Source organism: Pseudomonas sp. GL-R-19, assembly GCF_019956375.1.
In the GTDB taxonomy this organism is placed as follows: Bacteria; Pseudomonadota; Gammaproteobacteria; order Pseudomonadales; family Pseudomonadaceae; genus Aquipseudomonas.
Genome location: NZ_JAHBDJ010000088.1, coordinates 41,682 through 62,326, shown reverse-complemented (window position 1 = coordinate 62,326; position 20,645 = coordinate 41,682). Strand labels below are relative to the sequence as shown.

General features: G+C 60.7%; 18 protein-coding genes. 7 read left to right on the top strand and 11 right to left on the bottom strand.

The annotated features are described in order from the left end of the window. The first annotated feature begins 144 nt into the window (after positions 1 to 144). Complete coding sequence (locus KGA83_RS28160; RefSeq protein WP_223531392.1) at positions 145 to 1,395, top strand: aspartate aminotransferase family protein; 1,251 nt, start codon at positions 145 to 147, stop codon at positions 1,393 to 1,395. Between the two features lie 167 nt (positions 1,396 to 1,562). Here the strand turns inward: KGA83_RS28160 and trxB are convergent, their stop codons facing one another. Next, positions 1,563 to 2,519 (bottom strand): thioredoxin-disulfide reductase, encoded by a 957-nt coding sequence (gene trxB, locus KGA83_RS28155; RefSeq protein WP_057716403.1) that lies wholly within the window; start codon positions 2,517 to 2,519, stop codon positions 1,563 to 1,565. Positions 2,520 to 2,834: 315 nt separating this feature from the next. Between trxB and cysZ the strand changes: the two genes are divergently transcribed. Both cysZ and KGA83_RS28145 read left to right on the top strand, forming a co-directional pair. Continuing rightward, positions 2,835 to 3,587 (top strand): sulfate transporter CysZ, encoded by a 753-nt coding sequence (gene cysZ, locus KGA83_RS28150; RefSeq protein ID WP_223531391.1) that lies wholly within the window; start codon positions 2,835 to 2,837, stop codon positions 3,585 to 3,587. Positions 3,588 to 3,644: 57 nt separating this feature from the next. After that, positions 3,645 to 4,844 (top strand): glycosyltransferase family 4 protein, encoded by a 1,200-nt coding sequence (locus KGA83_RS28145; protein ID WP_223531390.1) that lies wholly within the window; start codon positions 3,645 to 3,647, stop codon positions 4,842 to 4,844. A gap of 126 nt (positions 4,845 to 4,970) precedes the next feature. Here the strand turns inward: KGA83_RS28145 and KGA83_RS28140 are convergent, their stop codons facing one another. From KGA83_RS28140 to KGA83_RS28130, 3 genes are all read right to left on the bottom strand, one after another. After that, the gene (locus KGA83_RS28140) at positions 4,971 to 6,074 is read right to left on the bottom strand and encodes an NADH:flavin oxidoreductase (protein ID WP_223531389.1); all 1,104 of its coding nucleotides are present in this window, start codon (positions 6,072 to 6,074) and stop codon (positions 4,971 to 4,973) included. Between the two features lie 216 nt (positions 6,075 to 6,290). Beyond that, complete coding sequence (locus KGA83_RS28135; protein WP_108218223.1) at positions 6,291 to 6,773, bottom strand: glutathione peroxidase; 483 nt, start codon at positions 6,771 to 6,773, stop codon at positions 6,291 to 6,293. Between the two features lie 122 nt (positions 6,774 to 6,895). Further along, the gene (locus KGA83_RS28130) at positions 6,896 to 7,381 is read right to left on the bottom strand and encodes a peptidylprolyl isomerase (protein WP_007901600.1); all 486 of its coding nucleotides are present in this window, start codon (positions 7,379 to 7,381) and stop codon (positions 6,896 to 6,898) included. Between KGA83_RS28130 and KGA83_RS28125 the strand changes: the two genes are divergently transcribed. From KGA83_RS28125 to KGA83_RS28115, 3 genes are read left to right on the top strand one after another with little or no spacing between them, the layout of a single operon-like run. Continuing rightward, entirely contained in the window at positions 7,350 to 7,676 is a 327-nt protein-coding gene (locus KGA83_RS28125; RefSeq protein WP_108218222.1) for a DUF3565 domain-containing protein, read from the top strand. The genes KGA83_RS28130 and KGA83_RS28125 overlap by 32 nt on opposite strands. Positions 7,677 to 7,736: 60 nt before the next feature. Continuing rightward, positions 7,737 to 9,836: a phosphate acetyltransferase gene (pta, locus tag KGA83_RS28120; RefSeq protein ID WP_108218221.1), complete on the top strand. Its 2,100-nt coding sequence runs from the start codon at positions 7,737 to 7,739 to the stop codon at positions 9,834 to 9,836. Beyond that, positions 9,837 to 10,742 carry an acyltransferase gene (locus KGA83_RS28115; protein WP_108218220.1) on the top strand — a complete coding sequence of 302 codons (906 nt, stop codon included), beginning with the start codon at positions 9,837 to 9,839 and terminating at the stop codon, positions 10,740 to 10,742. It begins immediately after the preceding gene. 108 nt (positions 10,743 to 10,850) lie between these two features. Here the strand turns inward: KGA83_RS28115 and cysN are convergent, their stop codons facing one another. From cysN to KGA83_RS28100, 3 genes are all read right to left on the bottom strand, one after another. Continuing rightward, complete coding sequence (cysN, locus tag KGA83_RS28110) at positions 10,851 to 12,749, bottom strand: sulfate adenylyltransferase subunit CysN (RefSeq protein ID WP_223531388.1); 1,899 nt, start codon at positions 12,747 to 12,749, stop codon at positions 10,851 to 10,853. A 9-nt stretch (positions 12,750 to 12,758) separates the two neighbouring features. Continuing rightward, positions 12,759 to 13,676 (bottom strand): sulfate adenylyltransferase subunit CysD, encoded by a 918-nt coding sequence (cysD, locus tag KGA83_RS28105; protein WP_108218218.1) that lies wholly within the window; start codon positions 13,674 to 13,676, stop codon positions 12,759 to 12,761. 260 nt (positions 13,677 to 13,936) lie between these two features. Next, positions 13,937 to 14,695, bottom strand: a complete 759-nt coding sequence (locus KGA83_RS28100; RefSeq protein WP_108218216.1) for a Nif3-like dinuclear metal center hexameric protein — start codon at positions 14,693 to 14,695, stop codon at positions 13,937 to 13,939. Positions 14,696 to 14,798: 103 nt separating this feature from the next. Between KGA83_RS28100 and algW the strand changes: the two genes are divergently transcribed. Next, a complete protein-coding gene (gene algW, locus KGA83_RS28095) occupies positions 14,799 to 15,959 on the top strand; it encodes a Do family serine endopeptidase AlgW (RefSeq protein WP_108218215.1) in 1,161 nt (386 codons plus the stop codon). Positions 15,960 to 16,093: 134 nt separating this feature from the next. Here algW and hisC read toward each other — a convergent pair whose 3' ends face one another. The 4 genes from hisC to murA all read right to left on the bottom strand — a co-directional run bounded on the left by hisC (position 16,094) and on the right by murA (position 20,638). Next, positions 16,094 to 17,146: a histidinol-phosphate transaminase gene (hisC, locus tag KGA83_RS28090; protein WP_108218214.1), complete on the bottom strand. Its 1,053-nt coding sequence runs from the start codon at positions 17,144 to 17,146 to the stop codon at positions 16,094 to 16,096. Positions 17,147 to 17,148: 2 nt separating this feature from the next. Then, positions 17,149 to 18,486 (bottom strand): histidinol dehydrogenase, encoded by a 1,338-nt coding sequence (gene hisD / locus KGA83_RS28085; protein ID WP_108218213.1) that lies wholly within the window; start codon positions 18,484 to 18,486, stop codon positions 17,149 to 17,151. 125 nt (positions 18,487 to 18,611) lie between these two features. Further along, positions 18,612 to 19,247, bottom strand: coding sequence for an ATP phosphoribosyltransferase (gene hisG / locus KGA83_RS28080; protein ID WP_007941260.1), 636 nt, complete (start codon positions 19,245 to 19,247; stop codon positions 18,612 to 18,614). Positions 19,248 to 19,372: 125 nt separating this feature from the next. Beyond that, a complete protein-coding gene (murA, locus tag KGA83_RS28075) occupies positions 19,373 to 20,638 on the bottom strand; it encodes a UDP-N-acetylglucosamine 1-carboxyvinyltransferase (protein ID WP_108218212.1) in 1,266 nt (421 codons plus the stop codon). Positions 20,639 to 20,645: the final 7 nt, after the last annotated feature.

The following is a 20,645-nucleotide window of genomic DNA, read 5'->3' as shown; positions in this document are numbered from 1 at the left end:
ACAGGTTCTGCGTTCACGGCGCGGAACTGATCAGAAACACATCCAGACTTTTAAGATTGACCCGGCAACTTTATTTCGTTTGCCCCATACCTCCGCTCACGGCTTAGATAAAAAGAAGTCCTCCTTCTTCCGAGCCGGTCATCCATGCGCAGCGAATCCATCAGCCAGTCGATCAACATCGTTCATCCTGTCACGCTCAGCCACGGCAAAAACGCCGAGGTCTGGGACACCGATGGCAAACGCTACATCGACTTTGTCGGCGGCATCGGCGTGTTGAACCTCGGCCATTGCCATCCGCCTATCGTCGAAGCCATCCGCGAACAAGCCACCCGACTGACCCATTACGCGTTCAATGCAGCGCCCCATGTGCCTTACCTCGAACTGATGGATCGCCTCAGCGCGTTCATGCCGGTGGGTTACCCGGTCAGCGGCATGCTCACCAACAGCGGCGCGGAAGCAGCGGAAAACGCCCTGAAGATCGTCCGTGGCGCCACCGGCCGCAGCGCGGTCATTGCCTTCGACGGCGCTTTCCACGGCCGCACACTGGCCACCCTGAACCTCAACGGCAAAGTCGCGCCCTACAAACAGAAAGTCGGCGTGCTGCCGGGGCCGGTGTTTCACCTGCCCTTCCCCAGCCAAGACAACGGCGTCACCAGTGCCGAGGCCCTCAAAGCCATGGAGCGCCTGTTCAGCGTCGAGATCGATGTCGAAGACGTCGCCTGCTTTATCGTCGAACCGGTGCAGGGCGAAGCGGGTTTCCTGGCCATGGAGGCCGAGTTCGCCCAGGCACTGCGCAAGTTCTGCAACGACAAGGGCATTGTGCTGATCGCCGATGAAATCCAGTCCGGTTTCGGCCGAACCGGCCAGCGCTTCGCGTTCTCGCGACTGGGCATCGAGCCAGACCTGATCCTGCTCGGCAAAAGCATCGCCGGCGGCGTGCCGCTGGGTGCGGTGGTCGGGCGCAAGTCGCTGCTCGACAACTTGCCCAAGGGCGGACTCGGTGGCACTTACTCCGGCAACCCCATCGCCTGCGCTGCGGCACTGGCAACCCTCGACGAAATGACCGATGCCAACCTGCACACCTGGGGCACGCAACAGGAAGAAGCGATTGTCGGCCGCCATGCAACCTGGCGCGCGAACAAGCTGACGCCGTACCTGGGACGCCTGACCGGCGTCGGCGCCATGCGTGGCATCGAGCTGATCAACGCCGATGGCTCTCCCGCACCGGCACAATTGACCCAATTGCTGGCACTGGCGCGGGACGCGGGCCTGCTGCTGATGCCCAGTGGCAAATCACGGCACATCATTCGCTTGCTGGCGCCGTTGACCATCGAGGCTGCGGTGCTGGAGGAAGGGTTGGATATCCTTGAAGCCTGCCTTGCAAAACTGACCTGAACAGACAGTCCCTGTAGGAGCGAGCTTGCTCGCGATGGAGTGTCAGTCGACAACAATGTGGCTGATACACCATCGCGAGCAAGCTCGCTCCTACATGTTCATCGTATTTTTCGCGGGCATGAAAAAACCGGCCGAAGCCGGTTTTCTTTATTTCAACGTATGCAGAATCAAGCGTTCTGCAGATTGTCGAGGTAACGCTCGGCATCCAGTGCCGCCATGCAACCGGCACCAGCCGAGGTAATGGCCTGGCGGTACACGTGGTCTGCCACGTCACCGGCGGCGAAGATGCCTTCAAGGCTGGTGGCGGTGGCGTTGCCGTCACGACCGCCCTGCACAACCAGATAGCCGTCTTTCAGGGTCAACTGGCCTTCGAACAGCGAAGTGTTCGGAGTGTGGCCGATGGCGATGAACACGCCGTCGACTTTCACTTCGTCGAAGCTGCCGTCGTTGTTCTTCAGGCGCGCACCGGTCACGCCCATATTGTCGCCCAGTACTTCGTCCAGGGTCGCGTTCAGCTTCAGCTCGATCTTGCCTTCGGCAACGCGGGCGTTCAGCTTGTCGATCAGGATCTTCTCGGCGCGGAAGGTTTCGCGACGGTGGATCAGGGTCACCTTGCTGGCGATGTTGGCCAGGTACAGGGCCTCTTCGACAGCGGTGTTGCCGCCGCCGACCACGGCAACCGGCTTGTTGCGGTAGAAGAAACCGTCGCAGGTCGCGCAGGCCGAAACGCCTTTGCCCATGAAGGTTTCTTCGGACGGCAGGCCCAGGTAACGAGCGCTGGCGCCGGTGGCGATGATCAGGGCGTCGCAGGTGTAAGTCGCGCTGTCGCCGGTCAGGGTGTACGGCTTGGCAGCGAAGTCCACGGCATTGATGTGATCGAACACGATCTCGGTTTCGAAACGCTCGGCGTGCTCGCGCATCCGCTCCATCAGCGCCGGACCGGTCAGGCCGTGGACGTCGCCCGGCCAGTTGTCGACTTCGGTGGTGGTGGTCAGTTGACCGCCGGCCTGCATGCCGGTGATCAGCAGTGGCTTGAGGTTGGCACGGGCGGCATAGACCGCGGCGCTGTAACCGGCAGGGCCGGAACCGAGAATAATCACTCGCGAATGACGGACTTCAGACATGACCTGCTCCTGTTGACCGGCCCGGAACACCTGGCGCGGAACGCCGGATTGCCGGCTGGAATAAAAAAGAACGGTTGAAAGCACTTGGGGAAGGCTTGAACCCGACCGTCCTGTAAAAAGATTGGGTGCAGCGTATCGAGGGGGCGAAGATTAAGGAAATACGGATTAACAATCCAGCTCATAGGTGGTCTCTATGCCATCTGACCGACGATATCGACGTCTTTGTTACAGTGAATGTCGATACCACTGCCGCGCTTTCGCACATGAAGCAAAGCCGGTAAGGTCGGCGCGTTTTCCCTCTGCTCGGAGCACATCATGCCTGCCCCCGTTCTGTCCGGCCCGCAATACCTGCGCGAAGGCCTCAAGCTGGTGCTGAGCCCCAGCCTGCGTTTGTTCGTGTTGTTGCCGCTGGCGATCAACCTGGTGCTGTTCGTCGGATTGATCTACCTGGCCGGCCATCAATTCAGCCTGTGGGTCGACACGCTGATGCCGTCCCTGCCCGACTGGCTGAGTTTTCTCAGCTACATCCTCTGGCCGCTGTTCGTGGTGCTCGTCGTACTGATGGTGTTCTTCACCTTCACCATGCTCGCCAATGTCATTGCCGCGCCATTCAACGGCTTTCTGGCGGAGAAAGTCGAGGTAGTGGTGCGCGGCACCGACGACTTCCCGGCCTTCAGCTGGGGCGAACTGATTGCGATGATCCCGCGCACCCTGGCCCGGGAAATGCGCAAGCTCGGCTATTTCCTGCCAAGGGCGATCGGCCTCTTCATCCTGTCCTTCATCCCGGTGGTGAACATCATCGCTGCGCCGCTGTGGCTGCTATTCGGGGTGTGGATGATGGCGATCCAGTACATCGACTACCCGGCGGACAACCACAAGCTGGGCTGGAACGAAATGCTCGCCTGGCTGCGGCAGAAGCGCTGGCAGAGCATGAGCTTCGGCGGCAGCGTGTACCTGGTGCTGCTGATCCCGGTGGTCAACATCCTGATGATGCCGGCTGCCGTGGCCGGGGCGACGTTGTTCTGGGTGCGTGAACGCGGCGCGGAAAGCCTGGTGGCGCAGCGCTGAGCCATCAGCGCCGGTACCGCAGTCACAAATCCATCATCCTGACGTCACACTGACGACATGGCCCCGGTCGACACTGGGGTCATGACGACAGCTCTGCATATCACTCTGATCACCGAAACCTTCCCTCCGGAAATCAACGGCGTGGCCAATACCCTGGGTCGCTTGTGCGACGGTTTGCGCGCGCGCGGGCATCAGGTGGAACTGGTGCGACCGCGTCAGGGCTGCGACCAACAGCTGGGCAGCGACGATGAACTGCTGCTGTGCCGCGGCTGGCCACTACCGGGCTATCCCGGCCTGCAATGGGGTCAGTCGTCGATGCACAAACTGCTGCGGCGCTGGACGCGTCACCGCCCGGATGTGCTCTACATCGCCACCGAAGGGCCACTGGGTCTGTCGGCCTTGCGTGCGGCACGGCGACTGGGGATTTCCGTGGTCAGCGGTTTTCACACCAATTTCCAGCAGTACTCCAACCAGTACGGGCTGGGTTTGCTCACGCGCCTGCTGACCCACTACCTGCGCTGGTTCCACAACCGCTCGACCATGACCCTGGTGCCCAGCGTCAGCCAGCGTCTGGAACTGGAGCGACGTCATTTCGAACGACTGGCGTTGCTGTCCCGAGGCGTCGACAGCGAACTGTTTCACCCGGCCAAACGCTTGAATGCCCTGCGCGAGCAATGGGGACTGGCCGAAGCAGACATCGCCGTCATTCATGTCGGACGCCTGGCCCCGGAAAAAAACCTCGGCCTGCTCAAGCGCACCTTCAATACCCTCAAGGCGAGTTATCCCAAGCGCATCCTGAAACTGATCGTGGTCGGCGATGGCCCACAGCGCCAGGAACTGGAAAACGAAATCCCCGAGGCGATTTTCTGTGGCACCCAACGGGGTGAAGCCCTGGCGTGTCACTACGCTTCGGGCGATGTGTTTCTGTTTCCGAGCCTGACCGAAACCTTTGGCAATGTAGTGCTTGAAGCACTTGCCTCGGGGCTCGGCGTGGTGGCCTACGACAAGGCGGCAGCCGCCCAGCATATTCGTCATGGCTACAACGGCGTGCTGGCGATGCCGGGAGATGAAGAAGCGTTCTGCGATGCAGCGGCATGGCTGTTGGAGGACAGGGAAGCCTTGCGCAATGTGCGGCTCAATGCGCGCCAGCATGCCAGTCGCCAGGGTTGGGCGACGATCATCGAGCAGTTCGAGGGGCAGTTGCGTGGGGCCTGTGCCGGGGAGATGGTGGTGCCGAATGCACCGACTGTCCCCTGATTTTGTAGTGCTCTTTAGTCAGTCTTCGCGAGCAAGCCCGCTCCCACAGGTGACCTCATCTCTCTGAGATAACTCGGTTACCTGTGGGAGCGGGCTTGCTCGCGAAAGCGTAAGTCCAATCGCCGCTTAAACCAGCGTCATCAACGCCTCACGGCTAAACGGCAAAATGTCCTCTTCACGGCCGTCGCGCACTTTCTGTGCCCAGTCCGGGTCCACCAGCAACGCACGACCGACCGCCACCAGGTCGAATTCGTCGTTGTTCAGGCGCTCCAGCAGTTTTTCCAGGCTGGCCGGTTGCGCGACCTTGTCGGTGTTGACCATGAATTGCAGGAACTCGCCATCCAGGCCGACGCTGCCCACGGTGATGGTCGGCTTGCCGGTGAGTTGACGGGTCCAGCCGGCCAGATTCAACTCGGAACCGTCGAACTCCGGCTCCCAGAAACGGCGGGTCGAGCAGTGGAAAATATCCACGCCCGCATCCGCCAGCGGCTTGAGGAACTCGCCCAAGGCTTGCGGGGTTTGCACCAGACGTGCGGTGTAGTCCTGCTGTTTCCACTGGGAGAAACGGAAGATAATCGGGAAACCTTCACCGACCGCGGCACGCACGGCCTGAATCAATTCAATGGCGAAGCGCGAACGGCTGGCCAGGCTGCCGCCGTATTCGTCGGTACGCAGATTGCTGCCTTCCCAGAAGAACTGGTCGATCAGGTAACCGTGGGCGCCGTGGATTTCCACGCCGTCCATGCCGATGCTCTGGGCATCCTTGGCGGCCTGGGCAAACGCGGCGATCACGTCCTGGATGTCCTGTTTGGTCATGCCGTGCACCACGACCTGACCTTCCTTCACTTTTTCCGAGGGGCCATAACCCGGCACGCTGGCGTCCGGCTCGGTGCCGATACGGCGTACGCTGCCCACATGCCACAGCTGCGGAACGATCTTGCCGCCTTCGGCGTGAACGGCGTCGACGACTTTCTTCCAGCCGGCCAGTGCCGCTTCACCGTAGAAATGCGGAACGTTCGGGTAGCCGTTGGACGCCTTGTGACCGACGGTGGTGCCTTCGGTGACGATCAGGCCGACGCCCGCAGCGGCGCGACGACGGTAGTATTCGATCACTTTGGAGTTGGGCACGCCGCCCGGGGAAAAGGAGCGGGTCATCGGCGCCATGACGACGCGGGTCGGCAGTTCAAGGGTGCCGAGGTGGAACGGTTTGAACAGGGCTTTGACGGGCATGGGACGCTCCACGGAAAAATAACTTTATGACGGCGATAATATGGAGAGTCCAACGCATTGAACAGCATTATTGATTGCAGTGATTAAGGATCAAAAGATAGGGAATATTGTAAGAGCGAGCTCGCTCGCGATGGACTGGAGAACGCCGCGCCGTATCAGGCTTGCAGCGTTATCGTTGACGACCATCGCGAGCAAGCTCGCTCCTACAGGGGGGGATCAGCTCAGCGCTTTTTCGATCGCATGAACGATGGTCGGATCATCTGGCGCCGTACGTGGCGAGAACCGAGCCAGTACGCGGCCGTCCTTGCCCAGCAGGAACTTCTCGAAGTTCCAGGTGATGTCGCCGGGAAACTCCGCGCCCTCGCCTGCCAGCAAGCGGTACAACTGATGACGATCATGCCCGTTGACTTCCAGCTTGCTGGACAACGGAAAGGTCACGCCATAGTTGAGACTGCAGAAATCCTTGATCTGCTGCTCGGTCCCCGGTTCCTGCCCGGCAAACTGGTTGCACGGCAAGCCCAACACGCTGAAGCCTTTGGCCTTGTATTGCTGGTAGAGGTTTTCCAGCGCCGCGTACTGCGGGGTCAAGCCGCATTTGGAGGCGACGTTGACCACCAGCACGACTTGGCCTTTGAAAGGCGCCAGAGGTAGCTCCTGACCATCCAGGGCTGTCAATTTAAGGTCGTGAAAAGCACTCATGGCGTACTCCAGATTCCCGTGTTCTCTTCGAAACAGCCACTTGGCGATGCCGTCAGGGACAGCCGCAGACTAAAAAGGCGCCCACAAGGCGCCTCTCCAGTTATCTGAGCTTAGCGCAGAAATCAGTGGTGATGGCCACCTTCGCCATGGACGTGACCATGAGCGATTTCTTCCTGGCTGGCGTCACGGATGTCGATGATCTTGACCTGGAAATTCAGGCGCTGACCGGCCAACGGGTGGTTGCCGTCGACGGTCACATCGTCGCCGTCCAGATCACGGATGGTCACGATCTGCATCTGGCCGTCCGGTGCGGAAGCGTGGAACTGCATGCCCACCTCCAGCTCATCGACGCCTTCGAACATGCTGCGGCTCAGGGTGCTGACCAGTTCGGCAGCGTATTCGCCGTAAGCGTCTTCCGGTTCAACGGCTACGGTCAGCTCGTCGCCGACGGCCTTGCCTTCCAGAGCCTTTTCCAGGCCCGGGATGATGTTGCCTGCGCCTTGCAGGTAGACCAGCGGCGCGCCGCCGGCGGAGCTGTCGATGACCTCACCAGCGTCGTTGGTCAGGGTATAGTCGATGGAGACAGCCTTATTGGCGGCGATCAGCATGGGGCGAGACCTTTTGCATAAGAAGATTGAAAGGCCAAGTTTAGCGAAGCAATCGTCCGAAAGCGAACACAACCCGGACAGACGGAATTCGACGATCACAGGCTTCCATCAGGACGAGGACGGACACTGGGTGGCCGAGCTTTCCTGCGGCCACACCCAACACCTGCGGCACCAGCCACCCTGGCAATCCCGCGCCTGGGTCATGGACCCTGCGCAGCGCCAGGAAAAAATAGGCCAGCCCTTTGATTGTGGTTGGTGCGCACAAGGCTCGGTTAGCGATAACCTTGGCGACTGAATTTCGGTAGACGACCAGTTATAGGTCATCGCCTTTGCAATGCTCCTTTAGAGAATCCGCATGCAAACTTTTTTTATCGCACCCACCGATTTTGGTGTGGGTCTGACCTCCATCAGCCTCGGGCTGGTGCGTACCCTTGAGCGCGCCGGCCTCAAGGTCGGCTTTTTCAAACCGATTGCACAACCGCATCCAGGTGACACCGGCCCTGAGCGCTCCACCGAGCTGGTGGCGCGCACGCATGGTCTGAAACCGCCACAACCGCTGGGTCTGGCGCACGTCGAGCGGATGCTCGGCGACGGCCAGCTTGATGAGTTGCTCGAAGAAATCATCACCTTGTACCAGCAAGCAGCCGTCGGCAAAGACGTGCTGGTGGTTGAAGGCATGGTGCCGACCCGCAGTGCCAGTTATGCCGCGCGGGTCAACCTGCATTTGGCCAAGAGCCTCGATGCCGAGGTGATTCTGGTTTCGGCTCCGGAAAACGAAGTGCTGGCCGAACTCTCCGGCCGCGTTGAATTGCAGGCGCAATTGTTCGGTGGTCCGAAGGATCCGAAAGTCCTCGGCGTGATCCTCAACAAGGTCAAGACTGACGAGAGCATGGACGCCTTCGCCGCCCGTCTTAAAGAGCATTCGCCGTTGCTGCGCAGCGGTGATTTCCGTCTGCTCGGCTGCATTCCGTTTCAGCCGGAACTCAATGCGCCGCGCACCCGCGACGTCGCCGACCTGATGGGTGCGCAAGTGCTCAACGCCGGTGATTATGAAACCCGGCGCATGACCAAAATCATCATTTGCGCCCGCACCATGCGCAACACCGTGGAGTTGCTCAAGCCCGGCGTGCTGGTGGTGACCCCCGGCGATCGCGACGACATCATCCTCGCCGTCAGCCTCGCGGCGATCAACGGCGTGCCGCTGGCCGGCCTGCTGCTGACCAGCGACACCCTGCCCGACCCACGCATCATGGACCTGTGCCGCGGCGCCCTGCAGGCCGGGTTACCGGTGCTGTCAGTGAGTACCGGCTCCTACGACACCGCCAACCTGCTCAATGGCCTGAACAAGGAAATCCCTATCGATGACCGCGAGCGCGCCGAAATCATCACCGACTTCGTCGCCAGTCATCTCGACGCCAACTGGCTGCACCAGCGCTGCGGTACACCACGGGAGATGCGCCTGTCGCCAGCCGTTTTCCGCTATCAATTGATCCAGCGCGCCCAGGCGGCCAACAAGCGCATCGTGTTGCCCGAAGGCAGCGAGCCGCTGACCGTGCAGGCTGCCGCGATCTGCCAGGCCCGTGGCATTGCCCGTTGCGTATTGCTGGCGAAACCGGCGGATGTCGAAGCCGTCGCCCGCGCCCAGGGTATCGAGTTGCCGCCAGGGCTGGAAATCCTCGATCCAGACCTGATCCGTGAGCGTTACGTCGAGCCGATGGTCGCCCTGCGTAAAAGCAAAAGCCTCAACGCACCCATGGCCGAGCAACAACTGGAAGACACTGTGGTGATCGGCACCATGATGCTGGCGCTGGATGAGGTCGACGGGCTGGTGTCCGGAGTCATTCACTCCACGGCCAACACCATCCGCCCAGCCCTGCAACTGATCAAGACCGCGCCGGGCTGCACGCTGGTGTCTTCGGTGTTCTTCATGCTGTTCCCGGAAGAAGTGCTGGTTTACGGCGACTGCGTGATGAACCCGCACCCGAGCGCCAGCGAACTGGCCGAGATTGCGTTGCAAAGCGCCGACTCGGCGGCGGCATTCGGCATCACTCCACGAGTGGCGATGATCAGTTACTCCAGCGGTGAGTCGGCCAGCGGTGAAGAAGTCGAGAAGGTCCGCGAAGCGACGTTGCTCGCCCACGAACAACAGAACTCATTATTGATCGACGGCCCATTGCAGTACGACGCCGCTGCCAACGAAACCGTGGCCAGGCAACTGGCGCCGAACAGTCAGGTGGCCGGTCGTGCCACGGTGTTCGTGTTCCCCGACCTGAACACCGGCAACACCACCCACAAGGCCGTGCAGCGCAGCGCCGACTGCGTCAGCCTCGGGCCGATGCTGCAAGGCCTGCGCAAACCGGTGAACGATTTGCCGCGCGGCGCGCAGGTCGATGACATCGTCTACACCATCGCGTTGACCGCGATCCAGGCAGCCAACCGACCTATGGATGTGTAAATGCTGGATTTTCTACCTGCTGCGCTGCGAGGCGTGATCGCCTCGCTGCTGTTGGCACTGAACACGATTTTGCTCTGTTCGTTCCTGTTCTGCGTGGCACTCGTCAAGGCACTCCCGTTCGCCCTCACCCAGCGCCTCGCGCACTGGCTGATGAGTCATACCCATGAAGCCTGGATCAGTATCAACAAAGGCTGGATGAACCTCGTCCGCCGCACCCGCTGGCACATCAGCGGCCTGCAAGGCCTCGACTATCGGCACTCGTACCTGATCACCAGCAACCACCAGAGCTGGGTTGACATCCTGGTGCTGCAATACGTGCTCAACCGGCGCATCCAACCGCTGAAGTTCTTTCTCAAGCAGGTGCTGATCTGGGTTCCGGTGATCGGCCTGGCCTGGTGGGCACTGGGCTTCCCGTTCATGAAGCGCTACTCCAAGGCTTATTTGGAGAAGCATCCGGAAAAGAAAGGCAAGGACCTGGAAACCACGCGCAAGACCTGCGCGAAATTCCGCGACAACCCGGTGGGCATTTTCAATTTCGTCGAGGGCACGCGCTTCACCAAGGGTAAGCATGCCCAGCAGCAGTCACCCTTCAAGTACCTGCTCAAGCCCAAGGCCGGAGGCATTGCGTTTGTGCTGGATGCGATGGGCGAACAACTTGAATCCCTGGTCAATGTGACCATCCACTACCCCGCCGGGCGCCCGGGTTTCTGGGACTTGCTGTGTGGGAACGTTGCGGATGTGGTGGTGCACTTTGAAGAACTGAAGATTGCGCCGCAATTCATTGGCAAGAACTATGACCAGGACGGTGAATACCGCCTGCAATTTCAGGGCTGGATCAATCAGCTGTGGCAGGACAAGGATGCGTTGCTCGAACAGATGCACCGCGAGTATCCAGCGAAGTCTTGAGGTGCCTGTACTGGCCTCTTCGCTGGCTTGCCAGCGAAGGCGTTTTCAAGAACAAAAAAAAACCGCCGATGATCACTCATCGGCGGTTTTTTCATTTCCAGCCAAGACTTAGATCGCACCACGCTCGCGCAGCAGACCCAGCACTTGCTTCACGCCTTCTTCCAGCGAAACGGACTGGGTGTCGATCACCAGATCGGCATCCAGCGGCACGTCGTACGGGAAGGATTCGCCCGGGATGTTATCCCCGGCCGCTGCGTACAAACCTTGCGGATCACGCTCGGCGCAGACTGTTGGCGAAGCCTGGACGTAGACCGTCAGCAGACGCTCCTTGCCGATCAGTTCCCGGGCTTGTTCACGACCTTCGGCACTTGGCGCAACGAACGCCGCCAGGGTCAGCAGACCGGCTTCGTTGAACTGACGCGCAACGTGTGCGGCACGACGCCAGTTCTCGGTACGCCCGGCGCGATCCTGTGGCAGACCTTTGTTCAGGTCGTGACGCAGGTTCTGACCGTCAAGCACAAACACTGCACGGCCCATGTCGAACAGCTTGCGTTCAACCGCGTAGGCCAGCGTGCTTTTGCCCGCGCCGGACAAGCCGCTGAACAACACGGTGGCCGGTTGCTGGCCGAAGCGCTGGGCGCGTTCTTCGGTGGCGACGTGCGCGAGTTTGCCGTGATGCGTGCTACTGCCGTGCGCCACTGGTTGAGCGACGATCATGCCGGCAGCGACGGTGCCATTGGTCAAACGATCGATGACGATGAACGAACCGGTGGTGCGGTTGCTCGCGTAACCGTCCAGCGCGATGGCTGCATCGAGGCTGATCTTGACCCGACCGATCTCGTTCAGCTGCAAGGCACTGGCAGGGCCTTCTTCCAGGGTGTTCACGTCAACGCGGTTGACAATGCTGGTGATCGAACCCGGCACGTACGTCGTGGCACGCTTGATGTCGTATTTCTTGCCCGGCAGCATCGGCTCTTCGGCCATCCACACCAGCATGGCGTCGAAGCCGTCAGTCACTTGCGGCAGGTTGTCGGCGTGTACCAGCAAGTCGCCGCGGGAGATATCGATCTCGTCTTCCATGGTCAGCGTCACCGCTTGACCAGGACCTGCATGCTCCAGCTCACCTTCGAAGGTGACGATGGATTTCACGCGACTGCTCTTGCCCGACGGCAGCACCACGACTTCGTCGCCCTTGTGCACGACGCCACTGGCCAGGGTGCCGGCGAAACCACGGAAGTTCAGGTTCGGACGGTTGACGTACTGCACCGGGAAACGCAGGTCGCTGTAGTTGCGGTCGCTGGCGATCTCGACGGTTTCCAGAATTTCCATCAACGACTGGCCGGTGTACCACGGCGAACGCTCGGACTTGTTCACCACGTTGTCGCCCTTGAGCGCCGACATCGGCACGAAGGCCATGGTGGTCGGCTTGAAGGCGATGCCTTCGGCGAACTTCAGGTAATCGGCCTTGATCGACTCGAAGACTTTTTCGTCGAAGCCGTTGAGGTCCATCTTGTTGATGGCGACCACGATGTGCTTGATGCCCAGCAACGAAGCAATAAAGCTGTGGCGACGGGTCTGGGTCTGCACGCCATAACGGGCGTCGACCAGAATGATCGCCAGGTCACAGGTGGACGCACCGGTGGCCATGTTGCGGGTGTACTGCTCATGGCCGGGGGTGTCGGCGATGATGAATTTGCGCTTGGCGGTGGAGAAGTAGCGGTAAGCGACATCGATGGTGATGCCCTGTTCCCGCTCGGCCTGCAGGCCGTCGACCAGCAACGCCAGGTCGATATCATCACCGGTGGTGCCGACTTTTTTCGAGTCGCGGGTAATGGCTTCCAGGTGATCTTCGTAGATCATTTTGGAGTCGTGCAGCAGGCGCCCGATCAGGGTGCTCTTGCCGTCATCGACGTTGCCACAGGTAAGAAAGCGCAGCATTTCCTTGCGTTCGTGCTGGCCCAGATAGGCGAGGATGTCCTCGCTGATCAAATCAGATGCGTGCGACATGACAACCCCTTAGAAATAACCCTGACGTTTCTTTTCTTCCATCGAGCCTGCGCCATCGTGATCGATGACCCGGCCCTGGCGCTCGGAAGTTCGCGTCAGGAGCATTTCCTGAATGATGTCGGTCAGGCTGGTAGCCTCGGACTCGACCGCACCGGTCAACGGGTAGTCGCCGAGTGTGCGGAAACGGACCTTCTTCTTGACGATGCGAGCCTTGTCTTCATCGCTCAGGTGATTGAGCAGGCGTTCATCGTCGATCATGATCCAGGTGCCATTCATCTCGATAACGTCGCGCTCGGCGGCGAAATACAGCGGCACGATCGGGATGCCTTCAAGGTAGATGTACTGCCAGATGTCCAGTTCGGTCCAGTTCGACAATGGGAAAACGCGGATCGATTCGCCCTTGTTGACCTTGCCGTTGTAGACGTTCCACAACTCGGGACGCTGGTTTTTCGGGTCCCAGCGGTGCTTGGTATCGCGGAAGGAATACACGCGCTCTTTGGCACGGGACTTCTCTTCGTCACGACGGGCACCACCGAAAGCAGCATCGAAACCGTACTTGTCGAGGGCCTGCTTGAGGCCTTCGGTTTTCATGATATCGGTGTGCTTGGCACTGCCGTGGGTGAGCGGGTTGATGCCTTGCGCGACGCCATCAGGGTTGACGTGCACCAGCAGGTCAAGGCCGAGCTCTTCGACCATACGGTCGCGGAACGCGTACATTTCCTTGAACTTCCACTGGGTGTCGACGTGCATCACCGGGAACGGCAGTTTGCCCGGGAAGAATGCCTTGCGCGCAAGGTGCAGCATCACGGCGGAATCTTTACCGACGGAGTACAGCATCACCGGGTTATCGAACTCGGCGGCCACCTCGCGGATGATGTGGATGCTTTCCGCCTCCAGCTGTTTCAGATGCGTCAGTTTGTCAACCATGGCTACTCACGAAAGCTTTCTTATGAACGGCCAGCGGGCCGTGTTCGAGCGAGGATCCTAGCACAGCGACCTCTTCTAATCAGGACACCAACTAGATCGAAAGAGCATATGAATATGCCTGCCCGTTTGGGTTGAATGCGGCCCTCTGTAGGAGCGAGCCTGCTCGCGATGGTCGCTAACGATAACGCTGGAAGCCTGACACCCCGCGGTGCTCTCAGGTTCATCGCGAGCAGGCTCGCTCCTACAGGGATGGCGTTTCGTCAGATCGGATTCGGGCAATCGATGAAGATGTGTTCCAGCGCAAAGCGCCGCGCCAGGTAATCCCCCAGCGCCTGGACGCCGTAGCGCTCGGTGGCATGGTGACCGGCGGCGATGAAGCTGACGTCGTTTTCCCGGGCGCTGTGGAAGGTTTGCTCGGAAGCCTCGCCGCTGAGGTACAGGTCGACGCCTGCCAGAATGGCCTGATCGATGTAACCCTGGCCACCACCGGTGCACCAGCCGACACGGCGGATCATCGCGCTGCCTTCAATCAACAGCGGCTCACGGCCCATCACTTCCTGGACGCGGCGAGCGAAATCCCGGGGCGTCATCGGCTCATTCAGCGAGCCGACCAGGCCGACAATCTTCAGGTTGTCCGGGTCCAGCGGACCTTCGACGGTGATGTCGAGCTGCCGTGCGAGCTGCACGTTATTGCCAACATCCGGGTGCAGATCCAGCGGCAGATGATAGGACAACAGGCTGATATCGTGCTTGAGCAGGGTCTTCAAGCGGCGCTGCTTCATGCCGGTGATGCATGGGTTCTCGCCTTTCCAGAAGTAGCCGTGGTGCACCAGCACCAGGTCGGCATTGGCCTGCACTGCCGCATCGAGCAAGGCCTGGCTGGCAGTGACGCCACTGACAATGCGCATCACTTGCGGACGGCCTTCGACCTGCAGGCCATTGGGGCAGTAATCGGCGATTTTGGCGCTGTTGAGGTAACGGTCGGCTTCTTCGACCAGGGTGCTCAGGGCGACGGCCATGAAAGACTCCTAAATATCCCGTTCAGAGGCGCGTGCGGCCTCGTATAATGCGCGTCATTATGAGCGGTCTCATACCGCCTGCAACTCTCTCAGGAAGTGCTTAATGCTCAAGGCGCTGCGTTTTTCCGGCTGGCCGCTGTTGGCCGGCGTGCTTGTCGCTCTTTTGATAATCCAGCGTTACCCGCAGTGGGTCGGGCTTCCGAGCCTCGACGTCAACCTGCAACAAGCACCGCAAACCACCAGTATGCAGCAGGGTCCGGTGTCTTATGCCGAAGCGGTATCCACCGCGGCGCCGTCGGTGGTGAACCTGTACACCACCAAAGTCATCAACAAACCCACCCATCCGTTGTTCGAAGATCCGCAGTTCCGGCGCTTCTTCGGTGATAACTCGCCCAAGCAGAAACGCATGGAATCGAGCCTCGGTTCCGGTGTGATCATGAGCCCGGAAGGCTACATCCTGACCAACAACCACGTGACCAGCGGCGCCGACCAGATCGTGGTGGCACTCAAGGACGGCCGGGAAACCCTGGCGCGGGTGATTGGCAGCGACCCGGAGACTGACCTCGCAGTGCTGAAAATCGACCTGAAAAACCTGCCGTCTATCACCGTGGGGCGTTCCGACAACATCCGCATCGGCGACGTCGCGCTGGCCATCGGCAACCCGTTCGGCGTCGGCCAGACCGTGACCATGGGCATCATCAGCGCCACCGGTCGCAACCAACTGGGCCTGAACAACTACGAAGACTTCATCCAGACCGATGCGGCGATCAACCCCGGCAACTCCGGCGGTGCGCTGGTGGATGCCGTCGGTAACCTGACCGGTATCAATACGGCGATCTTCTCCAAGTCCGGCGGCTCCCAGGGCATTGGTTTCGCGATCCCGGTGAAGCTGGCGATGGAAGTGATGAAGTCGATTATCGAGCACGGCCAGGTGATTCGTGGCTGGCTGGGTATCGAAGTGCAGCCGCTGACCCAGGAACTGGCCGAATCGTTCGGTTTGTCCGGGCGTCCAGGCATTGTCGTGGCGGGGATTTTCCGCGACGGTCCGGCACAGAAGGCCGGCCTGCAACTGGGTGATGTGATTCTTGCCATAGATGGCGAACCGGCCGGTGATGGCCGTCGCTCGATGAATCAGGTGGCGCGGATCAAACCGACCGACAAGGTCGCGATCGAGGTGATGCGCAACGGCAAGGAACTCAAGCTGACCGCGGAAGTCGGCCTGCGTCCGCCGCCGGCTCCGGTCAAGGATAAAGAAGAAGAGTAAGCCGCTGAGACAAGCCCTTGTAGGAGCGAGCTTGCTCGCGATGGTCGTTAACGATAACGCGCATTTACTGACTAAACGCGGCGCTCTTGAGTCCATCGCGAGCAAGCTCGCTCCTACAAGGGTGTAGCGGTGGTTTACAGGTCGCCCAGGCCGTCGATCAGCGCCTGATTCTGCTCTGGTGTGCCGATGGAGATCCGCAGGAACTGGGCAATCCGCTCCTGCTTGAAGTGCCGGACGATCACGCCTTGCTCACGCAGCTTGGCCGCCAGGCCCGCCGCGTCATGCCGGGGGTGACGGGCGAAAATGAAGTTCGCCGCCGATGGCAGCACTTCAAAACCCTTCTCCTCTAGCTGTGCAACGACCTTCTCGCGATTCTCGATCACCAACCGACAGGTCTTGTCGAAATACTCGCGATCCTCGAACGCCGCGGCAGCACCGACATTCGCCATGCGATCCAGCGGATAGGAGTTGAAGCTGTTCTTGATCCGCTCCAGCGCCTCGATCAGATCCGGATGCCCCACCGCCAGGCCAACCCGCAGACCGGCCAGGGAACGGGACTTGGACAGGGTCTGGGTCACCAGCAGGTTCGGATAACGGTCCACCAGGGTGATTGCGGTCTCGCCGCCGAAATCGATGTAAGCCTCGTCCACCACGACCACCGAATCCGGGCTGGCCTTGAGAATCCGCTCCACCGCCTCCAGCGCCAACAGGCAGCCGGTCGGCGCGTTCGGGTTGGGGAAGATAATCCCGCCGTTCGGCCTGGCGTAGTCCGCCGGGTTGATCCGGAACTGCTCGTCCAGCGGCACCGCGTCAAACTTGATGCCGTACAACCCGCAGTAGACCGGGTAGAAGCTGTAGCTGATGTCCGGGAACAGCAGCGGCTGATCGTGCTGCAGCAAACCGTGGAAGATGTGCGCCAGCACTTCATCGGAACCGTTGCCGAGGAACACCTGATTGCCTTGCACGCCGTAGTACCTGGCGACGGCTTGCTTGAGCAGATCGCTGTTCGGGTCCGGGTACAGACGCAGGTTGTCATTGAGTTCGGTTTGCATCGCCGCAAGGGCTTTTGGCGACGGGCCGTACGGGTTTTCGTTGGTGTTGAGCTTCACCAGTTTTGCCAGCTTCGGCTGCTCGCCCGGGACGTAAGGCACCAGATTCTTGACGAACGGGCTCCAGAATTTACTCATGTTCAGTTCCCCTGCCCTTGTAGAAAGTCTTCGTCGCTGATGCGATATTCGGCACTGCGGGCGTGGGCAGTCAGCGACTCGCCACGGGCCAGCACCGAAGCGGTTTTGCCCAACTCGGACGCGCCCTGCTCGGAGCAGAAGATGATCGACGAACGTTTCTGGAAGTCGTACACACCCAGCGGCGAGGAGAAACGCGCGGTGCCGGAGGTCGGCAACACGTGGTTCGGGCCTGCGCAGTAATCACCCAGGGCCTCGCAGGTGTGACGGCCCATGAAGATCGCACCGGCGTGGCGGATTTGCGGCAGCCAGGCTTGTGGATCGGCAACGGACAATTCGAGGTGCTCCGGCGCGATGCGGTTGGCCACTTCGATGGCCTGTTCCATGTCGCGAACCTTAATCAGTGCACCACGGCCATTGATCGAGGTTTCAATGATCGCGGCACGCTCCATGGTCGGCATCAGCCTGGCGATGCTGGCGGCGACCTTGTCGAGGAACTCGGCGTCGGGGCTGACCAGAATGGCCTGGGCGTCTTCGTCGTGCTCGGCCTGGGAGAACAGGTCCATGGCGATCCAGTCCGGATCGGTCTGGCCGTCGCACACCACAAGGATTTCCGAAGGGCCGGCGATCATGTCGATTCCGACCTGGCCAAACACGTGGCGCTTGGCGGTGGCGACATAGATGTTGCCCGGGCCGACCACTTTATCGACCTTCGGCACGCTTTCGGTGCCGTAAGCCAATGCCGCCACGGCTTGGGCGCCACCGATGGTGAACACGCGGTCGACACCGGCGATGCAGGCCGCAGCCAGCACAAGCTCGTTGATTTCACCGCGCGGGGTCGGCACGACCATGACCACTTCGGTGACGCCGGCGACCTTGGCCGGAATCGCGTTCATCAGTACCGACGATGGGTACGACGCCTTGCCGCCCGGCACGTACAGACCGGCGCGATCCAGCGGCGTGACTTTCTGGCCCAGCACGGTACCGTCGGCCTCGGTGTAGCTCCAGGAGTCCTGCTTCTGTTTTTCGTGGTAGCTGCGCACACGAGCCGCGGCGACTTCCAGGGCTTCGCGCTGGGCCACGGAGATGCGGGTCAGCGCCAGTTCCAGACGCTCACGCGGCAGGATCAGGTCGGCCATGGACTTCACGTCCAGGCCGTCGAACTGACGGGTGAAGTCCACCAGTGCCGCATCGCCACGCTCACGCACGGCCTTGATGATGTCCAGCACCCGCTGATTGACCGAGTCGTCAGACACACTTTCCCAGCTCAGCAGATGATCCAGATGATGCGCGAAATCCGGGTCAGCAGCGTTGAGTCGGCGAATTGCAGTCGGTGCGGTCATAGCGAGAGCCTCATAGGAATGGCAAAAACTCAGGCGCCCGAAGCTAGCACTCCATCCGCTTGGGCACCTGAGAATTCTGGCTATGAGGCGGATAGACGGGCGCGACTTAACGTCGCGCAGGTGAATCAGCCGCGGTGTCGAGACTCCACTGCCTTGCGCAGGGTGTCGATCAACGCCTGGATACGGGCGTGCTGCATCTTCATCGAAGCTTTGTTGACGATCAGCCGGGAGCTGATGGCAGCAATGAAATCCTGTGGCTCCAGGCCGTTGGCCCGCAGCGTGTTACCGGTGTCGACCACGTCGATGATCTTGTCCGCCAGACCGATCAGCGGCGCCAGCTCCATCGAACCATAGAGCTTGATGATGTCGACCTGACGGCCCTGTTCGGCGTAGTAGCGCTTGGCAACGTTGACGAACTTGGTGGCGATGCGCAGACGGCCCTTGGGCTCGACCGCGCCGACCTTGCCGGCAGTCATCAGCTTGCACTGGGCAATTTGCAGGTCCAGCGGCTCGTACAGGCCCTGGCCGCCGTATTCCATCAGCACATCTTTGCCGGCGACGCCGAGGTCAGCAGCACCATGTTCGACATAGGTCGGCACATCGGTGGCACGCACGATCAGCAGGCGCACATCTGCCTGGGTCGTGGGAATGATCAGCTTGCGGCTCTTGTCCGGATTCTCGGTCGGCACGATGCCTGCTTCAGCCAGAAGCGGCAAGGTGTCGTCAAGGATGCGGCCCTTGGACAGTGCGATGGTCAACATGGGAAACGTCAGTCCTTATCAAGGTACTCATGCCCGGTCGCAAATGGCGCCGGACACACATCGAGCCGAAAACGGCCCGACTTCAACAAATCAACGGGCACGTCCTTATGCCCATGCAGCAGGTACTAGCCCGGAACGCGACGGATCTTGGCGCCCAGCATCTGCAGTTTCTCTTCGATGCATTCGTAGCCACGGTCTATGTGGTAGATGCGGTCGATCAGGGTGTCGCCGTCGGCGATCAGGGCCGAGATCACCAGGCTGGCCGAAGCACGCAGGTCGGTCGCCATCACTGGCGCACCCTTGAGTTTTTCGGTGCCGGTGACGATCGCGGTGTTGCCCTCGACCTGGATCTTGGCGCCCATGCGGTGCAGCTCATAGACGTGCATGAAGCGGTTTTCGAAGATCGTCTCGATCACGGCGCCCGTGCCTTCGGCAATGGCGTTGAGGGAGATGAACTGCGCCTGCATGTCGGTCGGGAACGCCGGGTACGGAGCGGTCCGCACGTTGACGGCTTTCGGCCGCTTGCCATGCATGTTCAGCTCGATCCAGTCTTCGCCGGTGTTGATTTCGGCACCGGACTCCCGGAGTTTTTCCAGAACGGCTTCGAGGATGGTCGGATCGGTGTCCTTGACCTTCACGCGGCCGCCGGTCACCGCCGCCGCCACCAGGTAGGTGCCGGTTTCGATACGGTCGGGCATCACTTTATAAGTGGTGGTGTGCAGACGCTCGACGCCATCGATGGTGATGGTGTCGGTACCGGCGCCGGAAACCTTGGCGCCCATGGCGTTCAGGAAGTTCGCCAGATCGACCACTTCAGGCTCGCGCGCGGCGTTAGCCAGGACGCTGCGGCCTTTGGCCAGCGCTGCGGCCATCATGATGTTTTCGGTACCGGTCACGCTGACGGTATCGAAGAAGAAGTGCGCACCGCGCAGGCCGCCTTCAGGAGCCTTGGCCTTGATGTAGCCGCCTTCGACGTCAATGACCGCGCCCATGGCTTCCAGGCCACGGATGTGCAGGTCAACCGGACGCGAACCGATGGCGCAACCGCCAGGCAAGGCGACTTCGGCTTCACCGAAACGGGCAACCATCGGGCCCAGCACCAGGATCGACGCACGCATGGTTTTAACCAGTTCGTACGGTGCGACCAGGGTCTTTATGGTGCGCGGGTCGATTTCGACGGAGAGTTTTTCGTCGATCACAGGCTCGATGCCCATGCGGCCGAACAGCTCGATCATGGTGGTGATGTCGTGCAGGTGCGGCAGGTTGGCCACGGTCACCGGGCCATCGCACAGCAAGGTGGCCGCCAGGATCGGCAGGGCAGAGTTCTTTGCCCCGGAGATGCGGATTTCGCCATCAAGACGAACGCCACCGGTAATAATCAATTTATCCATAAGAATC

What these genes read in the sequence shown, in the direction of transcription:
- murA (WP_108218212.1), bottom strand. Translation starts at nt 20,638, where the DNA reads ATGGATAAATTGATTATTACCGGTGGCGTTCGTCTTGATGGCGAAATC.
- KGA83_RS28145 (WP_223531390.1), top strand. Translation starts at nt 3,645, where the DNA reads ATGGCCCCGGTCGACACTGGGGTCATGACGACAGCTCTGCATATCACT.
- cysD (WP_108218218.1), bottom strand. Translation starts at nt 13,676, where the DNA reads ATGGTTGACAAACTGACGCATCTGAAACAGCTGGAGGCGGAAAGCATC.
- hisG (WP_007941260.1), bottom strand. Translation starts at nt 19,247, where the DNA reads ATGTTGACCATCGCACTGTCCAAGGGCCGCATCCTTGACGACACCTTG.
- KGA83_RS28160 (WP_223531392.1), top strand. Translation starts at nt 145, where the DNA reads ATGCGCAGCGAATCCATCAGCCAGTCGATCAACATCGTTCATCCTGTC.
- trxB (WP_057716403.1), bottom strand. Translation starts at nt 2,519, where the DNA reads ATGTCTGAAGTCCGTCATTCGCGAGTGATTATTCTCGGTTCCGGCCCT.
- cysZ (WP_223531391.1), top strand. Translation starts at nt 2,835, where the DNA reads ATGCCTGCCCCCGTTCTGTCCGGCCCGCAATACCTGCGCGAAGGCCTC.
- KGA83_RS28125 (WP_108218222.1), top strand. Translation starts at nt 7,350, where the DNA reads ATGGAGACAGCCTTATTGGCGGCGATCAGCATGGGGCGAGACCTTTTG.
- pta (WP_108218221.1), top strand. Translation starts at nt 7,737, where the DNA reads ATGCAAACTTTTTTTATCGCACCCACCGATTTTGGTGTGGGTCTGACC.
- algW (WP_108218215.1), top strand. Translation starts at nt 14,799, where the DNA reads ATGCTCAAGGCGCTGCGTTTTTCCGGCTGGCCGCTGTTGGCCGGCGTG.
- KGA83_RS28140 (WP_223531389.1), bottom strand. Translation starts at nt 6,074, where the DNA reads ATGCCCGTCAAAGCCCTGTTCAAACCGTTCCACCTCGGCACCCTTGAA.
- KGA83_RS28100 (WP_108218216.1), bottom strand. Translation starts at nt 14,695, where the DNA reads ATGGCCGTCGCCCTGAGCACCCTGGTCGAAGAAGCCGACCGTTACCTC.
- KGA83_RS28115 (WP_108218220.1), top strand. Translation starts at nt 9,837, where the DNA reads ATGCTGGATTTTCTACCTGCTGCGCTGCGAGGCGTGATCGCCTCGCTG.
- KGA83_RS28135 (WP_108218223.1), bottom strand. Translation starts at nt 6,773, where the DNA reads ATGAGTGCTTTTCACGACCTTAAATTGACAGCCCTGGATGGTCAGGAG.
- hisC (WP_108218214.1), bottom strand. Translation starts at nt 17,146, where the DNA reads ATGAGTAAATTCTGGAGCCCGTTCGTCAAGAATCTGGTGCCTTACGTC.
- hisD (WP_108218213.1), bottom strand. Translation starts at nt 18,486, where the DNA reads ATGACCGCACCGACTGCAATTCGCCGACTCAACGCTGCTGACCCGGAT.
- KGA83_RS28130 (WP_007901600.1), bottom strand. Translation starts at nt 7,381, where the DNA reads ATGCTGATCGCCGCCAATAAGGCTGTCTCCATCGACTATACCCTGACC.
- cysN (WP_223531388.1), bottom strand. Translation starts at nt 12,749, where the DNA reads ATGTCGCACGCATCTGATTTGATCAGCGAGGACATCCTCGCCTATCTG.